This window comes from Amycolatopsis sp. NPDC004169 (assembly GCF_040610315.1).
In the GTDB taxonomy this organism is placed as follows: Bacteria; Actinomycetota; Actinomycetes; order Mycobacteriales; family Pseudonocardiaceae; genus Amycolatopsis.
The window spans coordinates 1-22872 of the sequence record NZ_JBEXMD010000075.1 but is presented as its reverse complement, the minus strand read 5'-3'; the positions used below and the strand labels follow the sequence as shown (position 1 = coordinate 22872).

The 22872-nt window shown below is 70.7% G+C and carries 19 protein-coding genes and 1 pseudogene; 8 read left to right on the top strand and 12 right to left on the bottom strand.

Features of this window, described 5'->3' with window-relative positions; all coding sequences use genetic code 11:
• Positions 1-82 precede the first annotated feature (82 nt).
• A complete protein-coding gene (locus ABZX11_RS46715) occupies positions 83-550 on the bottom strand; it encodes an SDR family NAD(P)-dependent oxidoreductase (protein WP_354925325.1) in 468 nt (155 codons plus the stop codon).
• 113 nt (positions 551-663) lie between these two features.
• Here ABZX11_RS46715 and ABZX11_RS46710 point away from each other — a divergent pair.
• Together ABZX11_RS46710 and ABZX11_RS46705 are read left to right on the top strand one after the other, a co-directional pair.
• A pseudogene (locus tag ABZX11_RS46710) lies at positions 664-855 on the top strand (helix-turn-helix transcriptional regulator); the annotation flags it as partial.
• 191 nt (positions 856-1046) lie between these two features.
• On the top strand, positions 1047-1424 hold the full coding sequence (locus tag ABZX11_RS46705) for a hypothetical protein (protein ID WP_354925338.1): 378 nt from the start codon (positions 1047-1049) through the stop codon (positions 1422-1424).
• A 203-nt stretch (positions 1425-1627) separates the two neighbouring features.
• Here ABZX11_RS46705 and ABZX11_RS46700 read toward each other — a convergent pair whose 3' ends face one another.
• Positions 1628-2110 (bottom strand): VOC family protein, encoded by a 483-nt coding sequence (locus tag ABZX11_RS46700; RefSeq protein ID WP_354925323.1) that lies wholly within the window; start codon positions 2108-2110, stop codon positions 1628-1630.
• A gap of 80 nt (positions 2111-2190) precedes the next feature.
• Between ABZX11_RS46700 and ABZX11_RS46695 the strand changes: the two genes are divergently transcribed.
• Positions 2191-2607, top strand: coding sequence for a MarR family transcriptional regulator (locus ABZX11_RS46695; RefSeq protein WP_354925321.1), 417 nt, complete (start codon positions 2191-2193; stop codon positions 2605-2607).
• A gap of 81 nt (positions 2608-2688) precedes the next feature.
• On the opposite strand, the gene ABZX11_RS46690 is transcribed toward ABZX11_RS46695, so the two are convergent.
• A complete protein-coding gene (locus ABZX11_RS46690; protein ID WP_354925319.1) occupies positions 2689-4191 on the bottom strand; it encodes an alpha/beta hydrolase in 1503 nt (500 codons plus the stop codon).
• 94 nt (positions 4192-4285) lie between these two features.
• Here ABZX11_RS46690 and ABZX11_RS46685 point away from each other — a divergent pair, with 94 nt between their 5' ends.
• The 3 genes from ABZX11_RS46685 to ABZX11_RS46675 all read left to right on the top strand — a co-directional run bounded on the left by ABZX11_RS46685 (position 4286) and on the right by ABZX11_RS46675 (position 7053).
• Entirely contained in the window at positions 4286-5428 is a 1143-nt protein-coding gene (locus ABZX11_RS46685) for a histidine kinase (protein ID WP_354925317.1), read from the top strand.
• The gene (locus tag ABZX11_RS46680; RefSeq protein WP_354925315.1) at positions 5425-6030 is read left to right on the top strand and encodes a response regulator transcription factor; all 606 of its coding nucleotides are present in this window, start codon (positions 5425-5427) and stop codon (positions 6028-6030) included. Before ABZX11_RS46685 ends, ABZX11_RS46680 begins: the two co-directional genes overlap by 4 nt.
• 582 nt (positions 6031-6612) lie before the next feature.
• Positions 6613-7053: a hypothetical protein gene (locus ABZX11_RS46675; protein ID WP_354925313.1), complete on the top strand. Its 441-nt coding sequence runs from the start codon at positions 6613-6615 to the stop codon at positions 7051-7053.
• 185 nt (positions 7054-7238) lie between these two features.
• On the opposite strand, the gene ABZX11_RS46670 is transcribed toward ABZX11_RS46675, so the two are convergent.
• Positions 7239-10922 carry a WD40 repeat domain-containing protein gene (locus ABZX11_RS46670; protein ID WP_354925311.1) on the bottom strand — a complete coding sequence of 1228 codons (3684 nt, stop codon included), beginning with the start codon at positions 10920-10922 and terminating at the stop codon, positions 7239-7241.
• Positions 10923-11195: 273 nt separating this feature from the next.
• Here ABZX11_RS46670 and ABZX11_RS46665 point away from each other — a divergent pair, with 273 nt between their 5' ends.
• Both ABZX11_RS46665 and ABZX11_RS46660 read left to right on the top strand, forming a co-directional pair.
• The gene (locus ABZX11_RS46665; protein WP_354925309.1) at positions 11196-12209 is read left to right on the top strand and encodes a hypothetical protein; all 1014 of its coding nucleotides are present in this window, start codon (positions 11196-11198) and stop codon (positions 12207-12209) included.
• A gap of 456 nt (positions 12210-12665) precedes the next feature.
• Entirely contained in the window at positions 12666-13199 is a 534-nt protein-coding gene (locus ABZX11_RS46660; protein WP_354925307.1) for an RICIN domain-containing protein, read from the top strand.
• Here ABZX11_RS46660 and ABZX11_RS46655 read toward each other — a convergent pair.
• The 8 genes from ABZX11_RS46655 to ABZX11_RS46620 form a co-directional block, all read right to left on the bottom strand.
• The gene (locus ABZX11_RS46655; RefSeq protein ID WP_354925305.1) at positions 13096-13911 is read right to left on the bottom strand and encodes a DUF3558 domain-containing protein; all 816 of its coding nucleotides are present in this window, start codon (positions 13909-13911) and stop codon (positions 13096-13098) included. The genes ABZX11_RS46660 and ABZX11_RS46655 overlap by 104 nt on opposite strands.
• 52 nt (positions 13912-13963) lie before the next feature.
• Complete coding sequence (locus ABZX11_RS46650) at positions 13964-14647, bottom strand: hypothetical protein (RefSeq protein WP_354925303.1); 684 nt, start codon at positions 14645-14647, stop codon at positions 13964-13966.
• A 352-nt stretch (positions 14648-14999) separates the two neighbouring features.
• Positions 15000-16166: a hypothetical protein gene (locus tag ABZX11_RS46645; RefSeq protein ID WP_354925301.1), complete on the bottom strand. Its 1167-nt coding sequence runs from the start codon at positions 16164-16166 to the stop codon at positions 15000-15002.
• Positions 16163-16972, bottom strand: coding sequence for an ABC transporter permease (locus ABZX11_RS46640; RefSeq protein ID WP_354925299.1), 810 nt, complete (start codon positions 16970-16972; stop codon positions 16163-16165). Before ABZX11_RS46640 ends, ABZX11_RS46645 begins: the two co-directional genes overlap by 4 nt.
• A gap of 10 nt (positions 16973-16982) precedes the next feature.
• Positions 16983-17888, bottom strand: a complete 906-nt coding sequence (locus ABZX11_RS46635; RefSeq protein ID WP_354925297.1) for an ABC transporter ATP-binding protein — start codon at positions 17886-17888, stop codon at positions 16983-16985.
• The gene (locus tag ABZX11_RS46630) at positions 17885-18436 is read right to left on the bottom strand and encodes a flavoprotein (protein ID WP_354925295.1); all 552 of its coding nucleotides are present in this window, start codon (positions 18434-18436) and stop codon (positions 17885-17887) included. Before ABZX11_RS46630 ends, ABZX11_RS46635 begins: the two co-directional genes overlap by 4 nt.
• A gap of 10 nt (positions 18437-18446) precedes the next feature.
• Positions 18447-19748, bottom strand: a complete 1302-nt coding sequence (locus ABZX11_RS46625; RefSeq protein ID WP_354925293.1) for a lanthionine synthetase C family protein — start codon at positions 19746-19748, stop codon at positions 18447-18449.
• Positions 19745-22783 carry a lantibiotic dehydratase gene (locus ABZX11_RS46620; protein ID WP_354925291.1) on the bottom strand — a complete coding sequence of 1013 codons (3039 nt, stop codon included), beginning with the start codon at positions 22781-22783 and terminating at the stop codon, positions 19745-19747. Before ABZX11_RS46620 ends, ABZX11_RS46625 begins: the two co-directional genes overlap by 4 nt.
• Between the last annotated feature and the right edge of the window lie 89 nt (positions 22784-22872).

Here is a 22872-nt window from a genome sequence, read left to right as displayed (position 1 = left end):
GTCAGCGGGTGGGTCGGCGGCGACGGCTCGATCAGGGTGACGTGGATGCCGTAAGCCTCGACCTCGGCGGCCAGGGAATGGCTTATCGCTTCCAGGCCTGGTAGATGCCCAGCGCGGGGTAGGCGACGAGTCCGCCGATCGAGGAGACCTGAAGGATGCGGCCGGAACGGCGCTCGCGCATCCCGGGCAGTACGGCGCGCGTGGTCCACAGCGCGCCGAAGTAGTTGACGTCCATCTGCGCCCGGGCCTGCTCGGCGGTGACTTCTTCGACCGCGCCGGTGAGCATGTGCCCGGCGTTGTTGACCAGGACGTCGATGCCACCGAACCGCTGCTGGGCGGTGCCGACCGCGGTGTCGACGGCGGCTTGGTCGGTGACGTCGAGGGGGAGGGGCAGCAGCCGGTCGGCGTAGCGGCTGGCGAGCGGCTCGAGTGCGTCGGTGTCGCGGGCGGTGGCGGCGACCCGGTCGCCGTGCTCGAGGATCGCTTCGGTCCAGAGCGCCCCGAGCCCTCGGGAGGCGCCGGTGATGAACCAGGTGCGGGCTGCAGACATGTGTTTTCTCCGTAGCTGAGTCGTGTGAAACCCAGCGTCGGCGTCCGCGCTCGCGGTAGGCAGAGTGAAGTTGTCCCTGCCTGCCGCGACGCCGGCGGCGCAGACTGTTCGGTGTGGACGCCCAGCAGTTCGCCCAGTTCCTCCGCCTCCGGCGCGAGGCACTCAACCCCGCCGACGTCGGCCTGGCTGCCGCGGGTCGGCGGCGCACCCCGGGACTGCGCCGGGAAGAGGTCGCCGGGCTCGCCGGTATCTCGACCGACTACTACACCCGCCTCGAACAGGACCGGGCCACCGCGACACCGTCGGAGTCGGTGCTGCGGGCGTTGACCCGCGCGCTGCGGCTGAGCCGGGACGAACGCGACCACCGCTACCGGCTGGCGGGCCTGGCCGCGCCGGACCGCCGGCGGGGCGACCCGCACGTCACCCCGGCCCAGAACCACCTCGCGCGTGCGGTGTTCGGGGACCTCACCGGCCGCACCGGCCGGAGGCGAGCGTCATCCACCGCTGGTTCACCGACCCCGGCGAGCGCCGCGGATATCCGGTCGAGGACCACACGAAGGAGTCCCGGTCCTTGGTCGCCGACCTGCGGGCGGCCGTCGCCCGCCGGGATGACGTCGCCGCCCGTACCCTGGTCGAGCGGCTGCACCGGGACAGTCCCGAGTTCGCCGCGCTGTGGGATCTGCACGAAGTCGCCGTGCTGCGGTCGCGCCGCAAACGGATCCTGCACCCCGAGGTCGGCCTGCTCGAACTGAACTGCCAATCCTTGGTCGACGACGACAGCGCCCAGGTTTTGGCCTTGTTCACCCCTGTCGCCGGCGCCCCCACCGGCGAGCGGCTCTCCTTGCTGGGCCTCGCCGGCCAGCCGCACCGCTGAACGCGTACTTTCCGAGGAGCACCACCTGACACCACCGGTGACGTCGGTGGCGATGCCAGTGACGTCGATAACGGCGTCGCGGTAGGGCTCGGCGATGAAGTCCGGGGAGCGCCTTTTCCCGCCGATCTGTACCTCGCGATGCGCGCATCCTCCGGCCCCTTCACCCGCTGACCGCCGCGTTCTCGGGCCCCGGGACGAGCGTTCTACTCGGCGGCCGCGGCTGCCTGCTCAGCCTGGGAAGGTTCGTTGGTGATCAGTACGACGTTGCCGTCCGGGTCCTGCACCATTGCCGCGTATGGCCCGATGAGGTGGCCGGGGGCCGTGGTGCCCGGGTGGCCGGCGGCGGTGAGCCGCTGCCACGCGGCGTCGACGGCGGCGTCACCATCCACGAAGAACTCGACGACCTGCTGGTAGCCGCCCCGGTCCGGGCGGGCCCAGGCCGAGTCGAAGCGCTGAGCGACGACATCGGTGGTGATGATCATCATCGTGGTGCCGCCCTCGTTGTAGAACGCCACCGGACGCTCGGGATGAGGATCGGTCACCTCGAGCCCGAGGAGCCGGTAGAACTCGATCGAACGCTCCAGATCCCGGACGTAGAGCACAACCATCCCGAAGCGCGCCGTGACGGACGTGGTGTCATGGTCGATGCGGTCGGGTGTGCCCGGGGTCGCGATATCGTTGGTCATGGTAGATAGTCTACGGCGGTGTATTAATAATGGCAACGGGCGATGACACAGGACACGAACTCGGGGCGCTCCTCAGCCGGTTGCTGAGTGTTGTCGTCGAGCGCGAGGCTCCGATCCTGGACGCCCACGGGGTCACCATGTGGGAGTACGTGATCTTGAGTCAGCTGCTGGACGAGACCGGGCTGACGCAGAAAGAGCTCGCCCATCGCAGCCGCCGCGACCCCACCCGCCTGATCGGCCACCTCGACGCCCTCGGTGACCGCGGCCTGATCAGCCGCGAGACCGACGAGTCGGACCGGCGCCGCCGCACGGTACGGCTCACCAGCGAGGGGGACGCACTGGTTCGCGCCGTCCGCCGCGATGTCCGCCGGATGGAGGCCGAGCTTCTCGACGGGCTCTCCCGAACCGCGCAGGACGAGCTGCGCACGTCACTCGCTGCGGTCCTGAGCCGCGTCGGTCCCTCGGGCTCGTCTCCCGGAGACCTCGGACCAAGGTGATCTCACCTCAACGCTCTGTGCCGCGCCAGCGGGGCCGGATACGTCTGGCTCCCGGCAGCGGCCGGAGTCAGACTTACCCGATCAGTGCGCTTTGGCTGAGAAGATCGCCGACCTGATGGGGTCGTACAGAGTGTCCGTCGTGCCGGCGGCGGCGCGGCAGAAAACGTCGTGGGCCGGCCGGCTTCCCGTCGCGAGGTAGTCGCTCACCGCGTCGTTGCCGCACTGGTTCGCGCCGTTGAGGTAGGCGACGTGACCGCCCTGGTCGGCCGTGACCAGGCGGGCGCGGTCGCCGAACGCCGCGCGCATGCGGAGTGCTCCCGGCATCGGGGTGGCCGGGTCGCGGAGGTTCTGCAGCATCAGCACGTTCTCCGGGCCGGCGCCGGTGATGCGCACCCGCGGCTCGGCCGGAGCCGGCCAGAACGCGCACGGCCGGATGTTCGCCGCGTACGGGCCGTACATCGGGTAGCGGACGCGGTCGATCGCGACGTTGCGCCGATAGGTGTCCACCGCTTCGGGCCACCGGGAATCGCCGCAGACCACGGCGAGGTAGCTCGCCGCGAAGTTGTCGGAGTCCGGCCCGGCACCGGTGGGCAGGGACACCGGCTCGTTCACGTCGAGCTCGTGCCACAGCTTCGCCAGCAGCGGCAGGGCGGCGTCCGCGCGGAGCAGGGCCGCGGTGATCGTGCGGAACGTCGTGCCGTCGTAGCCCTGTGCCGGTTCCCGGTCCAGGCGCTCGGCCAGTTCGAAGTACTTCGCGCGCACCGCCGCGGGCGTGGTGCCCAGGCCGTAGTGCGCCGGGTCGGCCGCGGCGAGCTTCGCGAAGTCGGGGAACCGGGTTTCGAAGCCCAGGCCCTGGCTTCGCAGCGCTTCGGCGTCGTAGCCCTCCGGGCCGAGGCTGCTGTCGAGGACGATCCGGTCACTGCGGTCCGGGTACAGCGTCGTGTACACCGCGCCGAGATAGGTCCCGTAGGAATCGCCGTAGTACGACAGCTTCGGCTCGCCCAGCGCGGCCCGGATGCCGTCCATGTCCCGCGCGGTGTTCGCCGTGGTGATGAACGGCAGCGTCGACGCCGTCGCCGACGTCAGGCACTGCCGGGCGACGGTCTTCGCGGCCCCGGCCGCCTTCGTCACGTCCGCCGCGCGGTACGGGAAGGGCGGGCTCACGCTCTCCGCGGTCTGCTTCGGCGTCATGTCGCAGGTCACCGGGGTGCTGTGGCCGACCCCGCGCGGGTCGAACCCGATCACGTCGTAGGTGTCGCGCACCCGCCTCGGCAGTCCCGCGTCCACCAGCGACATCGGGAAATCCAGTCCGGTCAGGCCGGGGCCGCCCTGGTTGACCAGCAGGACGCCACGGCGGTGCGCCGGGTTCGTGCTCGGCAGCCGGGACAGCGCGACCGTGATCTTTCGCCCGTCCGGGTGGCGGTAGTCCAGCGGCACGTCGAGGGTCGAACACTGCAGGCCGGGCTTGGCGACGTCGGCCGGGCACGACCCCCAGGTCACTGGCGCCCCGCCGGACGCGCCCGCCGCGGACACCCCCGACACCACCGCGGCCGCGGCGAGCGCCGCCGGCAAGAGCTTCTTCATCGGTTCCATGACTCCACCGGACCACCGCCCGGCGGGCGCGTCCTGTGCCATCTGTCATGGGGCGGCCCGCGTATCCGGTGCTTAGGGTGGGCGGGTGAGCGAGCGTGATCCCGGCCGGTTCTCGGTCCGGCAGTGGCCGGACTGGAGCTTCTGGACGAACCGGCGGCGCCGGGTGGCGCCGGTGGTCGTCAACGGGCTCGCGGTGCTGGTCCTGCTGCCACGGGTCGGCATGATCGCCCACGGCGGGCACGGTGCGGCGCGGACAGCCCTCGCACTCGCCGCCATCGGCCTCTATGTCGCCGGGTATCTCTTCGCGTTGTGGTTCGCGCCGTCGGCGCCTCGGCGGCAGCGGGCGGCCGTCGTGGCGGCGTTGTTCGCCTTCGGCGCCACACCCGCCCTGCTCTTCGGCTCGCCGGACTACCTGACCGACCTGACCTTCGCCATCGCGATCGGCTTGATGCTGCTGCCGCTGCGGTACTCCCTGCCCCTCGGGTTCGCCACGGCGGCCGCCCAGCTCGCGTGGATGCTCGCGACGTCCGGGCGGGTGAGCTGGGCGCAGGTGGTCACGCTCGGCGGGGTCACCGCGGCGGTGGGGACCGTTTTCGCGCTGACGTTCACGACCGGGCACCTGAAGGCCGCCCGCGAGCAGATCCGGCGGATGGCCGTGGCGTCCGAACGCGAACGGGTCGCCCGCGAGCTGCACGACATCCTCGGCCACAACCTGTCCACGATGGCCGTCAAGCTCGGGCTCGCCCGGCGCGTCCTCGAGTCGGCCGCGGACACCGGCCTCGCGCTCGCCGAGGTTCGCGACCTCGAAACCCTGTGCCACCAATCCCTCGCCGACGTCCGCGCCACCGTGTCGGGGTACCGGGAGGTGTCGCTGGCCACCGAGCTTTCGGGTGCCCGGCTGGCGTTGCGCGCCGCGGGGGTGCAGGCCGAGCTGCCGGCTTCGGTGGACGAGGTCGAGCCGGAGCTTCGCGGAGTCTTCGGTTACGTCGTACGGGAAGCGGTGACCAACGTGCTCCGGCACTCCGACGCGGGACAGTGCCGGATCCGCGTGGGTCCCGGCTGGGTCGAGGTCACCGACGACGGGACGGTCACCTCCGACCCGGCGGCCGGGCACGGGCTCACCGGCCTGGCCGAACGCCTCGCCGAGGTCCGCGGCCGGCTCGAGCACGGGCGCGGCCCGCGCGGCGGCTACCGCGTGTTCGCGCACGCCGAGGCGGTGCCGGCGTGATCCGCGTCCTGCTGGCCGACGACCAGGCTCTCGTGCGCGGCGCGCTGGCGTCGATGCTGCGTCTCGAACCGGACATCGACGTCGTGGCCGAGGTCGGTTCGGGCCTCGACGTCGGTCCGGCGGCCCGGCGGACGACTCCCGATGTCGCGCTCCTCGACGTGCAGATGCCCGGCCGCGACGGCCTCGCGGTCACCGCCGAGCTGCGGCACGCGCTGCCGGCCTGCCGCGTGCTGATCTGCACGACGTTCAGCCGCCCCGGCTACCTCGCCCGCGCGATGTCCGCGGGCGCGGCCGGGTTCGTGGTCAAGGATTCCCGGCCCGAGCAGCTGCTCAACGCGATCCGCCGGGTCCACGCGGGCCTGCGGTTCATCGACCCGGCCCTGGCGGCCGAGTCCCTCGCCACGGGCACCAGCCCGCTGACCGACCGCGAAGCCGACGTACTCCGCGCGACCGCCGAAGGCGGCACGGTCGCCGACATCGCGCGGGCGCTCGACCTCACCCCGGGAACGGTCCGCAACCACTTGTCTTCGGCCATCGGCAAAACCGAAGCCCGCACGCGCGCCGAAGCCGCCCGCCTCGCCGAAACCAACGGCTGGCTCTGAGCCTTCACAGCGGCTTCTTCGGCGCGGACCGCCGGTACTCGTGGTTCAGCCGGGCGAACCCGCAGCACGTCGACCACGGCCGGGCTGGTCGGCCACCGCCGCGCCACCGGAAGTCCGGCGGACATCGGCGCCCAGCCCAACGTTGAGTGCGCGCCCGGCGCGCGTACGGCTTCGGTGACTTTGCGCTACTATTCGCTGATAAACTCCTTGAACTTGGGAGATCTCCCACGTGCGGGGGTTCAAGTCCCTCTTTGAAGACGTAGACCTGGGAAATCTCCTGCGGCGCGATTGGGCTTCAGTTGAGCTGCAGGTCCGTGGCAAATTTCAGGGTGGGTTATAGATCACCTCTCGGACACAGTATTACCCCACGGATCGCGAAACGCGATCTTGAAGCTGGGGCGGTCGCAGCCTAGGTCGAGTCGGACCCTTCCAGCCGCCAGCCGACGCTGTTGAAGACAACGAACCGCCCCGAGTCGCGCAACGCTACTGCACCCGACGGTGCCGCCACCTTCACTGAGCGCGTTCCGCAGGTAAACCAGGGGCCCGGTTCAATTTCACAATCCGGGAAACGCGCGGTTCTGGGTGTGGGTCGCGATCGAGACGCTGCTGCAAGTGGTCCCGTGGAAGAGCAACGAGGAGCAGCCGCTACTTGTCAGCCCCGAGCTCAATAGCGTGCTGGCCACAATCGGGAACCGACTGCAGGGCCAGAACGGCGGCGTGGTCCCGTCACTCCCGTGCTACGAGCGTTACGTCGGCCCGTCGCTGTCGCACCTGTTCCAATACCAGCAACGCAGCTGGCGAACCGTGATGAGCGACGCCGACATCCGCGGATTGATCAACCGCACGCTGGCGACGACTGTGCCGCGCGACAGCCACGGCGACCCGCTGATCTCCATCCCGCACGATCTCCGCCGGATGTTCGCCACCGAGGCTGTCGCCGGCGGCCTCCTGGTGCACATCGCCGCGCGGCCGGGATCTTGGGTGAGCGCGCAGGACCAGTGGAAACCCAGGAGCTTTCGGTGAGGACCTTCGGTGCCGGACGTGTCGTTACTTCGGTCCTTCCAGGACGGTAGTCGGACCCGCAGGGCCAGCCTGGCCCGAGGCGGACCGGCACCGCTGTCGGTGCCCGGGCTGTGCCCGCCGGCCTTTCGTGGTCAACGGTTACGCTCGAACCAGGTCCACAAACACGCGTCTTCGACGGCAGGGCATTAGTTGTTCGCGCAAGTGCGAGCGCGGGGAGTGGCCGGTAGGTGGCGGCGCCATTCGTCGGGGGTGAGATCTCGGTTTGCCGCGGTGCAGATGTGGGTGATCGCGCGTTCAGGATTGACGTCCCAGAAGATCGAGGTTTGATCTGAACCTGCGGTGGCGAGTGTGTTCCCGTCGGGGCTGAAGGCGATGGCGTGGACGCGTTGGGTGTGGCCGGTGAGGCGAGCTGTGATGGTTCGGCGCGTGATATCCCAGAGGGTGACGGTGGCTTCACCGCTGGTGTAGGCGAGGGTGCGCCCGTCGGGGCTGAATGCCACGCCGGTGAAGTCGGCGTCGGCGTGGTCGGTGAGGGTGGTCAGCCGGGTGTGGGTGGCGACGTCCCACAGGATGATGGCCTGGTCGTGGCCGGCGGTGGCGAGGGTGTGCCCGTCGGGGCTGAACTTGACGGTTCTGACCCAGCTGGTGTGGCCGGTGAGGGCGGCGAGCTGGGTTCCGGTGGTGGGGTCCCAGAGCTTGACGGTCAGATCGTGGCCGGCGGTGGCCAGCAGCCGTCCGTCGGGGCTGAACTGGAGGCCGTTGACCGGTCCGGCGTGCCCGCCGAGGGTCTTGAGCACGGCGCCGGTAGTGGGGTCCCAGATCAGGACGGTCCGGTCGACGCTGGCGGTGGCGATGCGGCGGCCATCGGGACTGAAGGCGACGTTGAGTACCGCGCCTGTGTGTCCGGTCAGCCGGGTGGGTGTGCCGGTGTCGAGGTTCCAGAGGGTGAGTGTGTTGCCGGTGGTGCCGTCCGGGCAGCAGGGGGAGGGCTGGGTGACGGTGGCCAGCGTGTGGCCGTCGGGGCTGAAGGCGAGGGCATTGGTGAACACCGCGCCATCGGTGAGGACCGCGCGGAGGCTGCGGTCGATGGTATTCCAGAGGGCCGTCTGGTTGCCGCTGGCGGTGGCGGCGGTGTGCCCGTCGGGGCTGAACGCGATGGCGCTGACCAGTTTGGGGTGTTCGGCGACGGCAGGCTGGTTGGGATCCCACAGGAGGATGGAGCCGTCCTCACCGCCGGCGGCGAGCATCGAGGTGCGTGGGCTGAACGCCATGGTGTAGACAGCGGTTCGGGGACCGCTCAGCCGCCCCCGCAGGACCCGGTGGCGGGTGTCCCACAACAGCACCGCTGTATCGTCCCCGGCGGTGGCCAGGGTGCGCCCGTCCGGGCTGAACACCAATGCCAGGACCTGCCCGGATTTGTGGTGAGTGAAGATGGCCAGCCGGGTGCGGGTGGGCACATCCCACATGACCGCGGTGGTGTCGTCGGCGCCGACGGCCAACGTCGCGCCGTCCGGGCTGAAGGCGACGGCATACGCACCGTTGGTGTGGCCGGGCAACGTGGCCACCGGGGCGGAGCGGGTGATTTCCCAGAGGATCACCGTCGAGTCTTCCGAGGCGGTGGCGAGGGTGCGCCCGTCGGGGCTGAAGGCGAGCGCGCGTACGGCCTTCGAATGCCCTGACAGCGTGCTCAAGCGGGTGTGCCGGGCGACGTCCCAGAGGACCACCTCATTGTCAGCGGTGGTGGCCAGGAAGCGGCCGTCAGGGCTGAACATGATGCTTCGTACCCGCTTGGTGAGGCTGGTCATGGTCGCGACCGGAGCACGGCGGTCGAGATCCCAGATCGTGATCTGGTCGTCTTCGCCGCCGGTCGCGGCCGTGTGCCCGTCCGGGCTCACGGCGGCGGCGGTCAGCCAGGCGTGGTGGCCGGTGAGTGCTGCCGTTCTGTCACGCCGGCCCGTGTCCCACAGGGACAGGGTCTGGTCTCGGCCGACGCTGAGCAAGGTGTTGCCGTCCTGGAGGTAGGCGATCTGGGAGACGGCGCCTGTATGACCGAGAAGTTTGCCGAGGTGGCCTCGATAGCGTGACATGCTGAGCAGGGCACCACGTGCCTCGGTCGTGGGTGCGGTGCGGTAGGCCTGCGCGGCGAGCAGCATGGCGGTGCCGGGGTCGGTGCCGGCCAGCCCGAGTGATTCCGCGGCGAGTTGCCGGGAGACCGCGGTTTCCCGCTGCGCGACCGCGTCTCGGCGTTGCACGAGTGCGACTGTCCCGGCCCCGACGGCGGCCAGGAGCAACGCGCTCAACGCGATGACGAGGTATCGGAGCTGTCGGTGGCGGCGGGCAGTGGCGGCGCGTTCCCGGTCAGCCAGCTCGATCGATGCATCCAGGAATGCCCGCTCTGTTGCGGTCGTGGTAGCGCGCCCGGACTGGCGGGTGGCCCACTCACGGGCAACAGCGAGTCGAGCTCCCCGGTACAACGCCCCAGGGTCGCGGTCCAGCGACACCCAGACCTGAGCCGCTTCGCTGAGTTGCCGGTGGGTGCGCAGCCCCTCGCGGTCGGTGGACAGCCAGCGTTGCAGTCGGGGCCAGGCGCGGATGAGAGCCTCATGCGCGATCTCGACGGTCTCCTCACCGAGCACGACGAGCCGCGCCGCGGCGAGCCGGTCGAGTACCGAATCGATGCCTGCCAGGTCCAGCTCGGCGCGCGGGATCCGGCGGCGGGTGTCCTCGACACCTTCACCGAACGCGACCAGCCGAATCAACGTCTCCCGGGCGGTATCGCGCTGGTCGTCGTCGAAGTTGGCATAAAGGGTTTCTGCGGTTCGGGCGATCGCGCCGGCCACGCCGCCTGCGGCCTCGTAGCCGGTGACGCCCAGCACGTCGCTGCGACGCTGTCGCCAGGTCTCCAGCAATGCGTGGGACAGCAGCGGCAGCGCGCCGGGTTGCCCGGACGCCTCGGCAAGTATCTTCGTCACCAAGGCGCGCTCGACGGTCGCTCCTACGAGGGCGGCGGGTTTGGTGACTACCTCTCGTAGTTCGTCTTCGGTCAGCATCGGGACGGGAACGTTCGCCCCGGCCAGCAGTCCGGCCAGCCCCGGCAGATCCGCGCAGCGGGCGTAGAAGTCCGATCGGGCTCCCAGCACCACCGTGACCCTCCGATCCGAGCCTGTCACGAGGCTGGCGATCCGGTCCACGAACGCGCGGCGTCGAGCCGGGTCCGGGCAGTGGGTGAACACCTCTTCGAACTGATCGACGACGAGCACCAGGTCGCCATTGGCTGGTGCCGAGCCGATCGCGTCCAGCGCCGCCGCCTCCGGGTCACTGCCGGGCGTCATCAGCACCACGGCACGCCCGGACGGTCCTGCGCCATCATCCCGTCCGGCCCTGTCCGCACCGGTGGACAGGACCGGGATCAGCCCCGCCCGCAGCAACGAGGACTTACCGCTGCCCGAGGCCCCGAACACCGCCACAAACCGTTGCCGCCTCAACAGCCGGACAAGCTGCGCCACCATCGCGTCTCGTCCGAAGAACCGGGCGCCGTCTTGCACCCCGTAACAGAAGAGACCCTGATATGGCGGATCCTCGTCATCGGCCGAGGGGCGACTCGACGCGCACTCCGCGGCGGCCTGCCGCCACCGCTGCTCCCAGACGATCGGGTCGCCGTCACACGCACGCACATAGGCCAACGTCACAGCCAGACTCGGTAGCTGCTTCCCGCCGGCGGCGTTGGCCAACGTCGGAGCCGAGTACCCGGCCCGCGCAGCCAATGCCCGATACCCCGGATTACCGGCCTGCCGGCGCAGCTCTCGCAATCCCGCCGCCAACAACTCGACCGGACCGGAACCAGTCAGCTCCCGCTCGGGGCGCGGCATAACCCCTCCCTGGCAACGCGCTCACCTCAACTATCTGTACACCAGTTCCGCCACAGGTGAATTACTCCACTCGACGTATCATTTGCCCCTGATTGCCGGTCGGCGCCTGGGTGCTCACCCTTCGCAGACGGGTTGTTGGCGAGAAACGGGGCTAGGCAACAACACGTCGGCCCGCTCGGATGGACAAGGTCAAGACCGGACGACGGTCGACCGCAATCCTGCGGCCCGAGCCACGGGACACTCTCTCGTCTGCGGCAACGAACGGGGCACACCATGCACGAGACGGAGTACGGCCTGCCATCACCACTGATCAGCAGACGCAGGCTGCTCACCACCACAGCCGGCACGGCTGCCGGGCTCGCGCTAGGTGGTCTTGCAACGACACCCGCGCTCGCCGCGTCCGGCGATTCTCACCTGGTCATCGGTACGAACGGCGGCGTCATGGGCCACAAACTGCGCTTCCGGTCCGGCGGGTGGAACCCGGTCGGCTGGGGCGATGTCAACGCCGCAACCGGAAATACCGTGCCGTGGGGCCAGAGAGCCACTGCCGCGGCTGTCGTCAATGGTGAACTGAACACCGTCGTCACCAACGGGAACGTTTACCACGCTCTGCGGCTGCCCAACGGGCAGTGGACGACGTTCAACGAACTCGAGCCGTTCACCGGCTCCTACGGCTATGCCGGCTATGTCGGCGCGGCAGCAGTCAGTGGTGAGTTGCATGTGGCGATTTCCAGCACTGAGGGGGTTCGGCACACCGTCCGGCACGGCAATGGCCTCTGGGAACCGTTCCGGGAGCCGATCCCGGTGAACCGCCTGCCCGGCACCACGGCAGTGGTCACCCTCGCCGGCTCGAGCAACGGTGAACTGCACATGGTTGCCTTGGATGCGGAAGGTTCGCTCTACCACCGGGCCCGGCGCACCAACGGAACCTGGACACCGTTCGCCTCTCTCGGCATCAAGCAGGTCAACGCGATCGGCATGGCCGAATCCGGCAGCCTGTTGCACGTCGCGGTCGACGTCGACGGTGTCGTGTATCACCGGGTCCGCTTCCGTGACGGGTCGTGGACGCCCTTCGCACTCCTCGGCCCTGCCCCTGAAGGGGCCAGCTGGTATCTGGCTGGAGCCGGGTACGCCAGCGGCGAGTTCCACCTGGCCAGCGTCAGGGGCAGTGGGACCGTTTACCACCGGGCTCGGTACACGGACGGCAACTGGTCCGGCTGGGCGTTCGTCGGAACGGTGCCGAACGGACTGTCCAGCGCGGGCCTGGCGCTGGCCGGCGAACGGTAGAGCACCCAGGACGAATCGCCTCGCCGTCCCGTCTGGCCGGGGCGGGCAGATTCGGCTGCGGTCGGGGGCCACGAGCACGTGCAGGTCGAGCCCGAGACCGCAGCGGTCCGCCGTTCGGCCTGCACGTCGTGCTCCGGCACCGCATCCCGTCGCGTCGGCCAGCAGCTGGCCCATGCAGGCCGTCATCCGGGACACGCTCGACGGATGTGTTGCCCTGCATGGCGGCGGGCGCTTCTCAACCGGGAACGGGTCAGTCGACGCGCGGAGACTCGTGTCAGACCTCGTACCGCCATTGCTCGATGATCGATGGCGCGTCGCGAACTCCCGATTGCCAGAACATGGTGATATTCGGCGAATGAGGAGCCGACCATGTGGACTGCGGTGGAACGAACGTCGCTAAAAAAGGCATGGACCGTTTATGTGACTTCTCTGCTTGACGGAGGAAGGAGCGCTGCTGTGAAGTTGCGCAAACTTTGGCACACCATCCCGTTGATGGTGGTCGCTGCGCTGGTCGGCTCGCTGTTGTCCGCATCGGATGCCGGTGCAGCCGGTCCGCGGTACCGGATCAAGTCCTGGTACCTGGGTTCGGCTTACTGCTTGGACGGCAACTCCGGCAACGGCGGTGGTGTATACACCTGGAGCTGCGTCAACGCCAGCAACCAGTACTGGTATTTCGACTTCATCGGATCCGAGGGATACGCTCGAATCCGCAACGCCAAGACCGGCCTGTGCCTACACGTACAGGGCGGTGTCGCTTACCCGGCGCTGATCGTGAACGGCGCCTGTAACGACACCTGGGACGCCTGGTGGAAGGGCATCGACAGGATGCAAGACGGCGCGGACTACTATCGCCTGACGCCGTACTACATGCGCGGCTCGTACTGCCTCAACGTGCCGAGTTCGGGCAACGGGGTCGGCACCATGAACGACGCCTGTTTCCACAATGAACCCCATCCCTACTCCAACTACTGGACCTGGTCGCCGGCCTGAGACGGCGGCCCGACGCCGACGACGCCGTGGTGACGAGCTGTCGCCCGTATCGGCTGCGTGCGCGCCCCCGACTTGGTTGTCGTGGTCTGTTGTGACCGGTGAACGCTCTAGTACCACGATTCAGCGCAGCTTTCGTCGACACCACGTGGCTAGGTGTTGTCCAGTTTTGGCGGAGGTTGCCGATGACGGCTTCGGCCATTTTCGCGACTCCGCGGCAGCGGTCGTGGGCCCAGTAGTTGTGGGGTAGGTCCTTGTCGGTGATCTGGAAGGTGAGCATCTGCTGGTCGGTGACTTGGACGGCGACCGAGCAGTCGTCGGTGCTGCCGCGTTGGTGGTAGACGATGGCGGGCAGGCCGTTGATCGAGGTTTCGGTCCAGGGCTCGAACAGGTCGGTTTTCCGTGCCGGTGACTCCGCCAGCTCGGTGAGGGTGTGCGGGTTGTTGGCTGGCTTCGAGGCTGTGGCGTTCGCGCCGAGAGGTGGGGCCCAGGAGCAGCCGTGGATGGGCGCGGTGGTCTTCCGGAACGCGCTCACGTCAGCGGGTGGGTCGGCGACGACGGCAGCTACCTGGTCTTTGGTGAGCAGGCTGTACGGATCGGTATCGAACTTGGCCAGGTCGAGGGGCCTGTCGACCTGGCCAAGGGCAGCGGCGCGCCGGTTTGCGCGTGGGCTGGGGGCTGGGTCAGCACGCGCTCGGGTGTCGACGGGACACACCCGGTGAGCAGGCTTGCCGACGCGAGTGCGGCACAACCGAGAACCCGCTTCCTCACGCGGGAGCTGCTGACGGGTCGATGCGCCATTGCTTCTCGTTGTCCATTCCTGAGTTGGCGGGCAACGGGGGCAGGTCGGGGAAGTTGGTGTCGCCCTGCACGATGGCGGTGGCCTGCGCGCGGAAGTCGCCGAGAGTGGAGACGGCCTGGGCGAACAGCCCGTTGATGGCGGTGATGAGGGTGGCGAACGCGTCCACGACGGCGTCGATGACGTCCTTGGAGGTGAAGACGTCCACGATCGGAACCGTTGACGTCGCGATCGCGACGATCACTTTGTAGCCGAGTTTGCCGAGCTCGACGGCGCAGGTGCCGATGAACTCGATGGCTTTGCTGTAGGTCTTGATCACGCAACCCGCGATCCCCGACAGGATGCCGGACATGCTGCCGATGACGGCTTGCTGCTCGCCGAGCGCTTTCCCCACGCTGGCGGCATAGGTGTTGAACTGGGCGGCGGCACGCCCGCTCCAGGTGCCGGCCACCGCCTGAACGCCCTTGTCGATGTCGGCGCCGGCGTCGGCGAGGGTGCGGTTCCTCGCGAACTGCATCGCCATGTCCTGGACGTGGAAGGCGTTACCCAGCAGCTTGTTGCGGACATCGTCGAGCAGCTGGATGATGCCGCCGTGGCCGAGCAGTTCGGCGATCCTGCGGATCTTGCCGTCGGATTCTTCGGGGGGGGGCATCCGCTGCGCGAGCAGGTCGGTCGTGCGGGCAGAGAGCCGGCGACGTGAGGAGAACGGGAGTGGGGTGGGATCACGCTGGACGGATGTAGCGGGCGTCCGGTTAGGACGGCGGACTAAGAGGTCAGTTCAGAATGAGTTTGCGGAGGCTGCCACGCTCCTGCCCGGACCTATTACCAGCGCAAACGCGCAGCCGGCAAAGGACACCGCGAAGCCATACGCTGCCTCAAACGGCGATTCGCCGCCCTCATCTTTCGCCACCTGACAGTCGACCAGGGCTCCACTCCGGCGTCACCAACATCATGGCCTCATACAGTTAGTTGTCTTGCTGCGATCCAGACGCGGGCCGTGGAGGTCAATTGGGCTCGGTTCCGGCTGGAGCCGGTGAGTCGACGTCGCCGGATGCAACTCCGGCCAGCTCCGGTGCCTCCCATGCTTCCAGTGCCGCAATGCACAACGCCGTCAGGCCGGCATCAACCGGGATACCGAAGTTGCCGTCCGGTTGCCGTTGTGCTTGCAGCCGGCGCACGGCCGCCGTGATGATCGGGTCCAGCCTGGTCTCGCCGGCCGCCGCCTGCACCAACTTGGCCGTCCGGCCCAAGTCGTTGCGGCGCCACGCGATCACGAGCTCCTCGGCCGGCTCCGGCACCGGTCGGCCCGATTCGGCCGGCCTTGGCCACGAGGCGGCCAGGGCGAGTTCGGTGACGATCGTTGTGTGGTAGCACGTCCCGAAGCGGTAGGCCTCGGCCTTCCGGCCGGTCAGCCGGGCCTGGACCGCCGGGTCGTGCACCGGCCCGGCGACCGCGCCGTCGGGCTGGGCGGCCTCGGCCAGCCGGTTTCGTGCCGCGCCGAGGCCCTGCGGGCCACCGACCAAGAGGGCCGTATGGAACAGTTCTGCGCCCAGGTCGAGGTCGTCGTCGGCGAGGTACGCCGCCAGCAGCAGGCGGGCCGCTCTCGCCAGGTCGGGGTCCGCCGGCACCGATACCTCGCCGAACGCTGTCGCGTAGAACACCGCGTGGGTCAGCGCGTAGCACTCGTTCGCCGTCAGCCGGAACGGGTCGAGGTGCTGGCCCGCCCGCCAACGATCGTAGAGCCGGCGTGTCGGTGGCAGGCCGTGGTTCGCCAATCCACCCAGGTCGGTGACGTACTTCAGCTCCAGCGCGGCCACCCCGTCCAGGTTAGGCCGGACCCCGCTGTCGAGCAGGGCCTGCGCGGCGGACAGCAGCCGCGGCCGCGGGGCGCCGAGGCGCTGCATCAGCACCAGCAACCAGACGTGGTAGGTGAAGTGGGCGTCCGCGCGGTACAGCCCGGCGCGGAACTCCGGGGCCGCGGTCAACCGGTCGGCCAGCTCGAGGGCGGGCCCGGTGACGCGGAGGCCGGGCACGCGCTCGCACAGCAGGAGGAGTTCGAGAAGCGGGCCGGCGGGGAACGGCCGGGCCGGCAGCAATGCGTTCCAGACGCGAGGATCGAACCACTCGAGGTGCGCTTCGAGCCACTCCGGGCCGCTGCCCCGCGCGCTCACCGGCCCACCCGCAGCCGCAAAACCACGCCGAAGACCACGGTCAGGCCCCCGATGACGGCCACGTCCAGCCACCACGGCAGGGCCCCCCTTGAAGACACCAGCAGTTGGCGGACGCCGTCGACCGCGTACGTCATCGGGTTGACCTTCAGCGCGGCGGACAGCCAGGCCGGCCCGCTGTCCGGCCGGAACACCGAACCGGATAGGAACAGCAGCGGGTACATCGCCAGCTGGACCGCGGACTGGAGGGTCTGGACGCGGGTGATCACCGTCGCAAGGAATGCGCCGAACACGCCGAACGCCGCACCGGTGGCCGTGAAGGCCGCCACCCCGGTCAGGTACGAGAACGGCGTCAGCCGCAGGTCCACCATCGGCGCGAAGGCCAGCATGACCGCGCTCTGCGCCCCGGCGGTCACTGCCGTCGCGAGGACCTTGCCGAGCGGCAGGCACAGCCGTGGCACCGGGGCCACCAGCATCTCCCGCAGCGCGCCGTACTCCCGGTCGAAGGCGTAGCTCAGGCCCGAGCTCACCCCGAGTGTGACGACCTGGATGGCGATGATCCCGGGGAAGACATACGCGCTGAAGGGAACGCCGTCGACCGCGGCGATCATCCCGTCGAACCCGACCGCGTAGACGAGGAGGAAGAACACCACCTGCACAGCCTGCGCCGCCAGCGAGCCGGGGTGGCGGAACTGGCGGTAAAGGTCGCGTTCGGCAACCACCATCAGTGCGCGGCCGATCTCCGCCCACGGCGCGGCCGCGGGCTCAGGCGCCGTCGTGGCGCGTACGGGCACGTCCTGCAGAGTCATGTTCCCGCCTTCAGGCCTCGGTGGTGGCGAAGTAGACGTCGTCCAATGAGGGCTCCCGCAGTGCCACCTCGGTGACCGGGACGGTGACGGCCCGGACCACCTCGGCGATGCGCTGCTCCGGCCGTGCGCACCGCACCAGGACTCCGCCCGGCCCGGACGACGCGTCGAACCCCGCGTGGACGAGCTCGGCAGCCGCCGCTTCGTCATCCGATGTGGACAAAATCAGCGCGGTGGCGGCCAGTTCCTCCTTGAGGACGGCGGGCGCGCCACTGCGAACCTTCAGTCCGTTGTGGATGATCGCGACGCTGTCGGCGAGTTCGGCCTCGGCCAGGTAGTGGGTCGCGTAGAGCACGGTCACCCGCTCGTCGTCGCGCAACCGCGCCAGGTCCGCCCACACCGCGCGCCGGACCTCGGGATCGAGGCCGGTGGTCGGCTCGTCAAGGATCAGCAGCCCGGGGGAGTGCAGCAGCGCACGGGCGATCTCCAGCCGCCGCGCAAGCCCGCCGGAAAGCTCTTCGACCGGGTCCCGGCGCCGGTCGGCGAGGCCGAACCGCTCAAGTACCTCGTCGATCCGGGACCGGGCCCGCGTCCGGGGCAGGCCGAACAGGCGGGCGTGAAACCAGAGGTTGCGCTCCACCGGCAGGTCGACATCCAGGGTCTGTTCCTGGAAGACCATCCCGATCCGACGCCGCGCGGCGACCGGCTCGGCCGTGACGTCGTGCCCGAACACCTCGATCCGCCCGCGGTCCGGCGCCACCGCGGTGGACAGAGCCTCGAGCAGGGTGGACTTCCCGGCCCCGTTCGGGCCGAGCAACGCGACGATCTCCCCGGGCCGTGCGCGCAGCGAAACGCCGTCGACAGCGATCCGCCCGCCGTAGCGGACCTCCAGGTCGCGGACGTCGAACGCGGGCGTCACGCGGACATCTCCGGAACGGACCGGAGCCGGTCCAGCAGGACGTCGGCCGGGGGCACCACGATGCTCGGCACGATCGCGCGGCTCGCCACTTCGTAGGCGGTGCCCGGAATCGGGTCGACGACGTCGTAGCCGTCACCGCGCAGGATCGCGACGTTACGCCGGACGGCCGGGCGCTGCCACATGACCGGGTTCATCGCCGGGGCGAAAGTGACCGGGCAATCCGCGGCCAGCACCGTGGTGGTGAGCAGCGTCGGAGCCAAGCCGTGCGCGACGGTGCCGAGCAGATTCGCGGTGGCCGGCAAGACCAGCGCGTGGTCCGCCCACCGCCCGAGTGCGACGTGACCGCCGGCCGGGTCGGCTTCGGTGCAGACGCGATCGCAGACGACGGAAAGCGCGGCCGGTGGCAGGAAGCGCTCCGCGGCCGGGCTGAGCACCGCTACGATCTGGTGCACGCCCGCGGCGCGGAACGCGTGCAGGTAGGTGGGCAGGCTCAGCGCGGCGACCGAGCCGCTCACGCCGAGCAGGAGTTTCTCCGGTGGACCGGGCATGACGACCTCCTCAGGCCAGCATCAGGGCGGTGTCCCACGCACCGGCCGCGGGCAGCAGGGCGCAGGCCACGCCGGCCGCGCCTTCGAGCATCCCGGCGACGTCCAAGCGCCGATGCGCGGTGGCGTCCTGCCAGCCGCGTGGCGAGTCCGGGACGAGGTGTGGGAAGACGAACGCGGCGTCCGGGTCGGCGAACGACAGCACACGGGCGGTCAGCCGGACGCGGCTGTCGAGCAGCACCGGGTCACCCGACGCGGCGCCGACGCGGCGGATGACCTGCAGCAGCCCGGCGTAGCCGTGGCAGACGGTCGGCCCGTCGAGCCGCCACGCGCGCTCGTCGCGGGCCAGCACCGCGCGCAGCGCGGCGACGGCGGCGTCGCACCAGCCCGGTTCGCCGAGCGCGCCACCGGCCCGGTAAAGGGCGGCCGCGACGCCGGGAGCGCCGTAGCACCACGCCGACCGGGTGAACGCGGCGACGGGCGCGGTCCCGGTCTCTTCGTCCCAAGCCAGACGGCACGGCCAGTACGCGCCGTGATCGTCGGTCCGGCGCCGGGCGAGCAGCCAGGAACCGATGCGTCGCATCGCCTCGCGCTGGCCGGGCACCTCCACCCCGCGTTCGAGGGCGGCGGCGAACAGCGCGAGCGGGCCGGGGATCCCGTGCGCCAGGCCGAGGTTGAAGTCGCCGCGCGGGTACTGCCGGGCGTCTTCGGCGACCGGCTGCAACTCGGGCGGGATCCACCAGCCGGGCACCGCCACCCCGGCCACGGTGATCGGCTCGATCAGGCGGGTCAGGTACCGCAGGGTCTCCGCCACGACGTCGGTCTCGCCGGCATCCAGCAGCAGGCGTGCGGTCCCCGACAGGCCGTTGACCACGTCGTAGTGCGACCACGAGACACCCGGTTCCGTGCGCGCCGCGCAGGCCTCCAGCCGGGCCCGCTGGTCCGCCGCCACCCAGGTAGTCAGCTTCCGGCGCAGTGTGGCGTAGTTCGGGCTCAGCCGCTGCACGGCGGTGAGCAACGCTGCCGGGCCCGCGTAGAGGCCGTTGGACGGCTGCGACGCCATCAGCTCGGCGGCCCGGGTGACATGCCGGTGCGCCACCTCGAACCAGCGGTCGTCGGCCGCTGCGAGTTCGGCGTACAGCAACGCGATGCCCGGCAGCCCGGCGGCGAGGGTCACCGGGACCCACATCCGGGCGCCGTAGACCGGCTCGACGTTGGCCGGCCGGTCCGCCACGGCGGCGACCGCGTCCGGGTCGGCGAGCCGGTCGGCGACCAAGCGGACGGCCTCTTCGATGTCTACTGTGGACGTGGTCATGGCCGGTTCCTCCGCCGGTTCGCGTTGTCCTGCACGGCCCCGCGCGCGATGCCGAGCACCTTCGCCTCCCGGCCGGACGACCCGCCGAAAAGCCGGTTGCACGTCATGTGCAGCAAGCTGCCGACGATCCTCGCCTCCGGGGCCACGCACCGGCCGTCGGCGACGAGTTCGCGGACGAGCCTGCCGTAGTCGCGGGCCGCCGCGTCGCGCCGGCTCAGCGCCGCCAGCACCGGGGCGCCTGCTTCGCCGAGCCCGGCCCAGCCGCCGGCCGGGTCGATCCGGCGTTGCCACCGCGCCTGGTCCTTCCGGTACTCGGCAGGCAGTTCGCGGCGGCTGCCGGTGATCGACAGCCACGACTCGGCGGCTTCACCGGTGTCAGTCACCCACGGGGCGCCTGGCGAGGGGGCGCCGAACGCGTGGGCGAGCGCGGCGACGGAGATCGCGCCGAGAGTGTCCAAGGAGAAGGTCCCTTGCTTGGCCAGCCGCAGCAGGGTGATGGCGGCGACGCTGTCCTCGCCGAAGAGCCGCTCGGCCGCGGCCTGAGCGTCCGGGCCGCCGTAGCGCTCCAGCTCGGGTTCGTACTGCTCGATCCGGTGCGCCCCGGCCAGGCCCGCGCGCTGCCACCCGGCCAGCAGCTCGCTCGCGGCGGGCAGCAGCTCGGCCCACAGCCGCCCCGGCTCGCCGTGGAAGCGCAGGCGCAGGTGGTGGCCCTCGGCGTCGGTGTAGCGGATGAAGAACCAGCGGTCCGCGCCCGCCCCCGTGGCCAGCTGCACGAGCCGGGGCACCTCGTCCCGCAGCAGGTCGTCCTGCACCCGGCAGGAGCCGCGTACGAGCAGGTACAGCCATTCGCTCGCCAACGGGGGCGGCCCGGGCCGGGCGACGACGTGCGCCACGTGTGGCGGCCGGGCCCGCTCGGGTCGCGGCACGAGGGACACCACGATCTCGCGGAGGTGCCCGTCACCGATCGCCTCGTCTCCGCCGGCGACCTCCTGGGCCACGAGTTCCGGGTTGCGGGCCAGTTCGTCCTCGAGAAGCCGTCGGTGCCACGGGTCGTCCAGGTGCAGCAGCAGGCGCTGGTCGGTGCTGACCACCAGGACACGCTCCGGGACCCGCCACCGTGCGCGCCACTCGGCGACGGCGCGGTCGAAGTCGGCCGTCGCGCGCAGCCCGTCCAGCCGCCACGTCGCCGGCGCCAGGATCGTGCGGCGGTAGCGGATCCGGGGGAGGAAGGGCGCGTTCGCCATCGGGCCCCAGTTCCAGGGTTCCCACAGCCGCTGCCCCTCCAGGCCGAGCTCGAACAGCAGGCGGATCGCGTTCGGTGCTTGCACGGCCGGGCTCACCATGTTGGCCAGCACGGGAACCAGCTCGCGCCCGGTGGGGACGTGCACGGCGTAGAGCCGTTCCAGGGTCGCGCCGACCGCGACCTCGCCGAGCGGGATCTCCTCGGTGCCCGGTGCGTCCGGCAGGCCGGCGGTGATCCGGCGCCCGGTGGCCGGCCGGGTGTGAGCCAGGTTGGCGGCCCGGCCCGAGCGGGGCATGAACGCCAGGTCGGTGCGCACCGCCCCGGTGACGTGCACCGGCTGGGCCCCGCCGCGCCACTCGGGCAGGAGGTCGTGGAAGCGGCCTGCCGTCGCGCCCGCGTGGTGTGAGCCGGGGCTGGGAGAGACGACCACCCGGAACCCGCCGTCGGCCTGGTTCACCACGTGGACGTACAGCTCGCACGAATTGGGCAGGTCGGCCGGGTCTGCTTCGTCGTAGGCGAGTTCGCGGACGAGCTCGTCGGTGAGGACGGCTTCGCGGGCGCCGGACCGCAGGGCTGCCATGGCCAGTTCGCTGATCAGGCGGTCGCGGCCAGTGCTCGACGGTTCCCGCGGCTCCTCGGGCGCGGCTTCGCTTTCCGGCCATTCGTACCCCGCGGGCGCGCCCAGCGACCGCGTCGGGTCGAGCAGTTCGAGCACCGGGACCAGGCGGTCGGCGCCGTAGCGCTCGAGGAAGCGGCTGTGGAAACCACGCAGCGGGCGCATGCCGAGCCGGGGCGGGGACAGCCGCCACAGCACCTCGGCGGCCCGCTCGACCTCGGCCCGGACCTCGTCGGCCAGCCCCAGCTGCAGGTCGACGCGCGTGTCGATGTGCAGCGGCGTCTCGAAGTCCTCGATCTGTCTCGCCGCGGCGAGCAGCCCGGTGAGTTCGGCGCCGCCTTCGCCGGGGGCCAGGGTGTCGTACTTCCCGCGCAGCCGGTCGAGCTCTTGGAGCCGGGCGCGCAGTTCGCCGTCCGGCAGCCGGTCGAGGACGTGGTTCAGCGGGTCGGTGCCGTCCAGCGGCGGCCGCAGGTCCGTGATGAGCAACTCCTGCTCGACGAGGACGCGGACGAGCTGCCACACCGGTGCTTCGGCGCCGTCCGAGAAGCGGCCGGCGAGTACCCGGACGAGCTCGCCGGCCGGGATCGGCGCCGCGGCGGCGTGCAGCGCGGCCGAAACCACGGGCGAGCGGCGTGCGGACACGATCGTCCGGGTGGTCTGGCCGGGCGCAGCACCCAGTCCCGACGGCGTCTCCAGGAGCACCCGGTCGCCGCGACCGGTCAGGGCTTGGTGGGTGCGCACGCGCAGCCCGGCGAGCACCTCCGGGTCCGCTTCGGCGCGGTGCACGATCCGCAGGAGCCAGCTCATGTCGACGTGGGTGCGGTGGCGGTGCGCGGTTCCGCGGCGCAGGACCGAGGTGCCGAACTCACCGCAGGAAACGCCGGCGAACAGCCCGAACGGCGTGGGCCGCGTACGCATCCGGATGGCGTACCGCAACACGGAAAGCGCGGCACGGCGGAGCTGTTTCGGTTTCAGGCCCGTCGTTCCACCGGCGACGACCCGGGCGAGCACGGCGGCCAGGCTGGGACTGGCCAGCTCGATCGCCTCGGTCAGCAGCGGGTCGGCGGCGGCGGCCGCCACGATGCCGGCGTGGCTGTCCGCGGTGGGCTGGAAGGCTTCGGCGAGCAACGGCGACCGGACCAGGAACGCGGGCCAGGCGCGGAACAGCGGATCCATCGGGCTCCCCCGGATGCGGACGGACGGGACTGACGAGCCGGCGAACGCCGGCGGGGCGGGCGCGGCCGGGGCCGCGCCCGCGGCCGGGG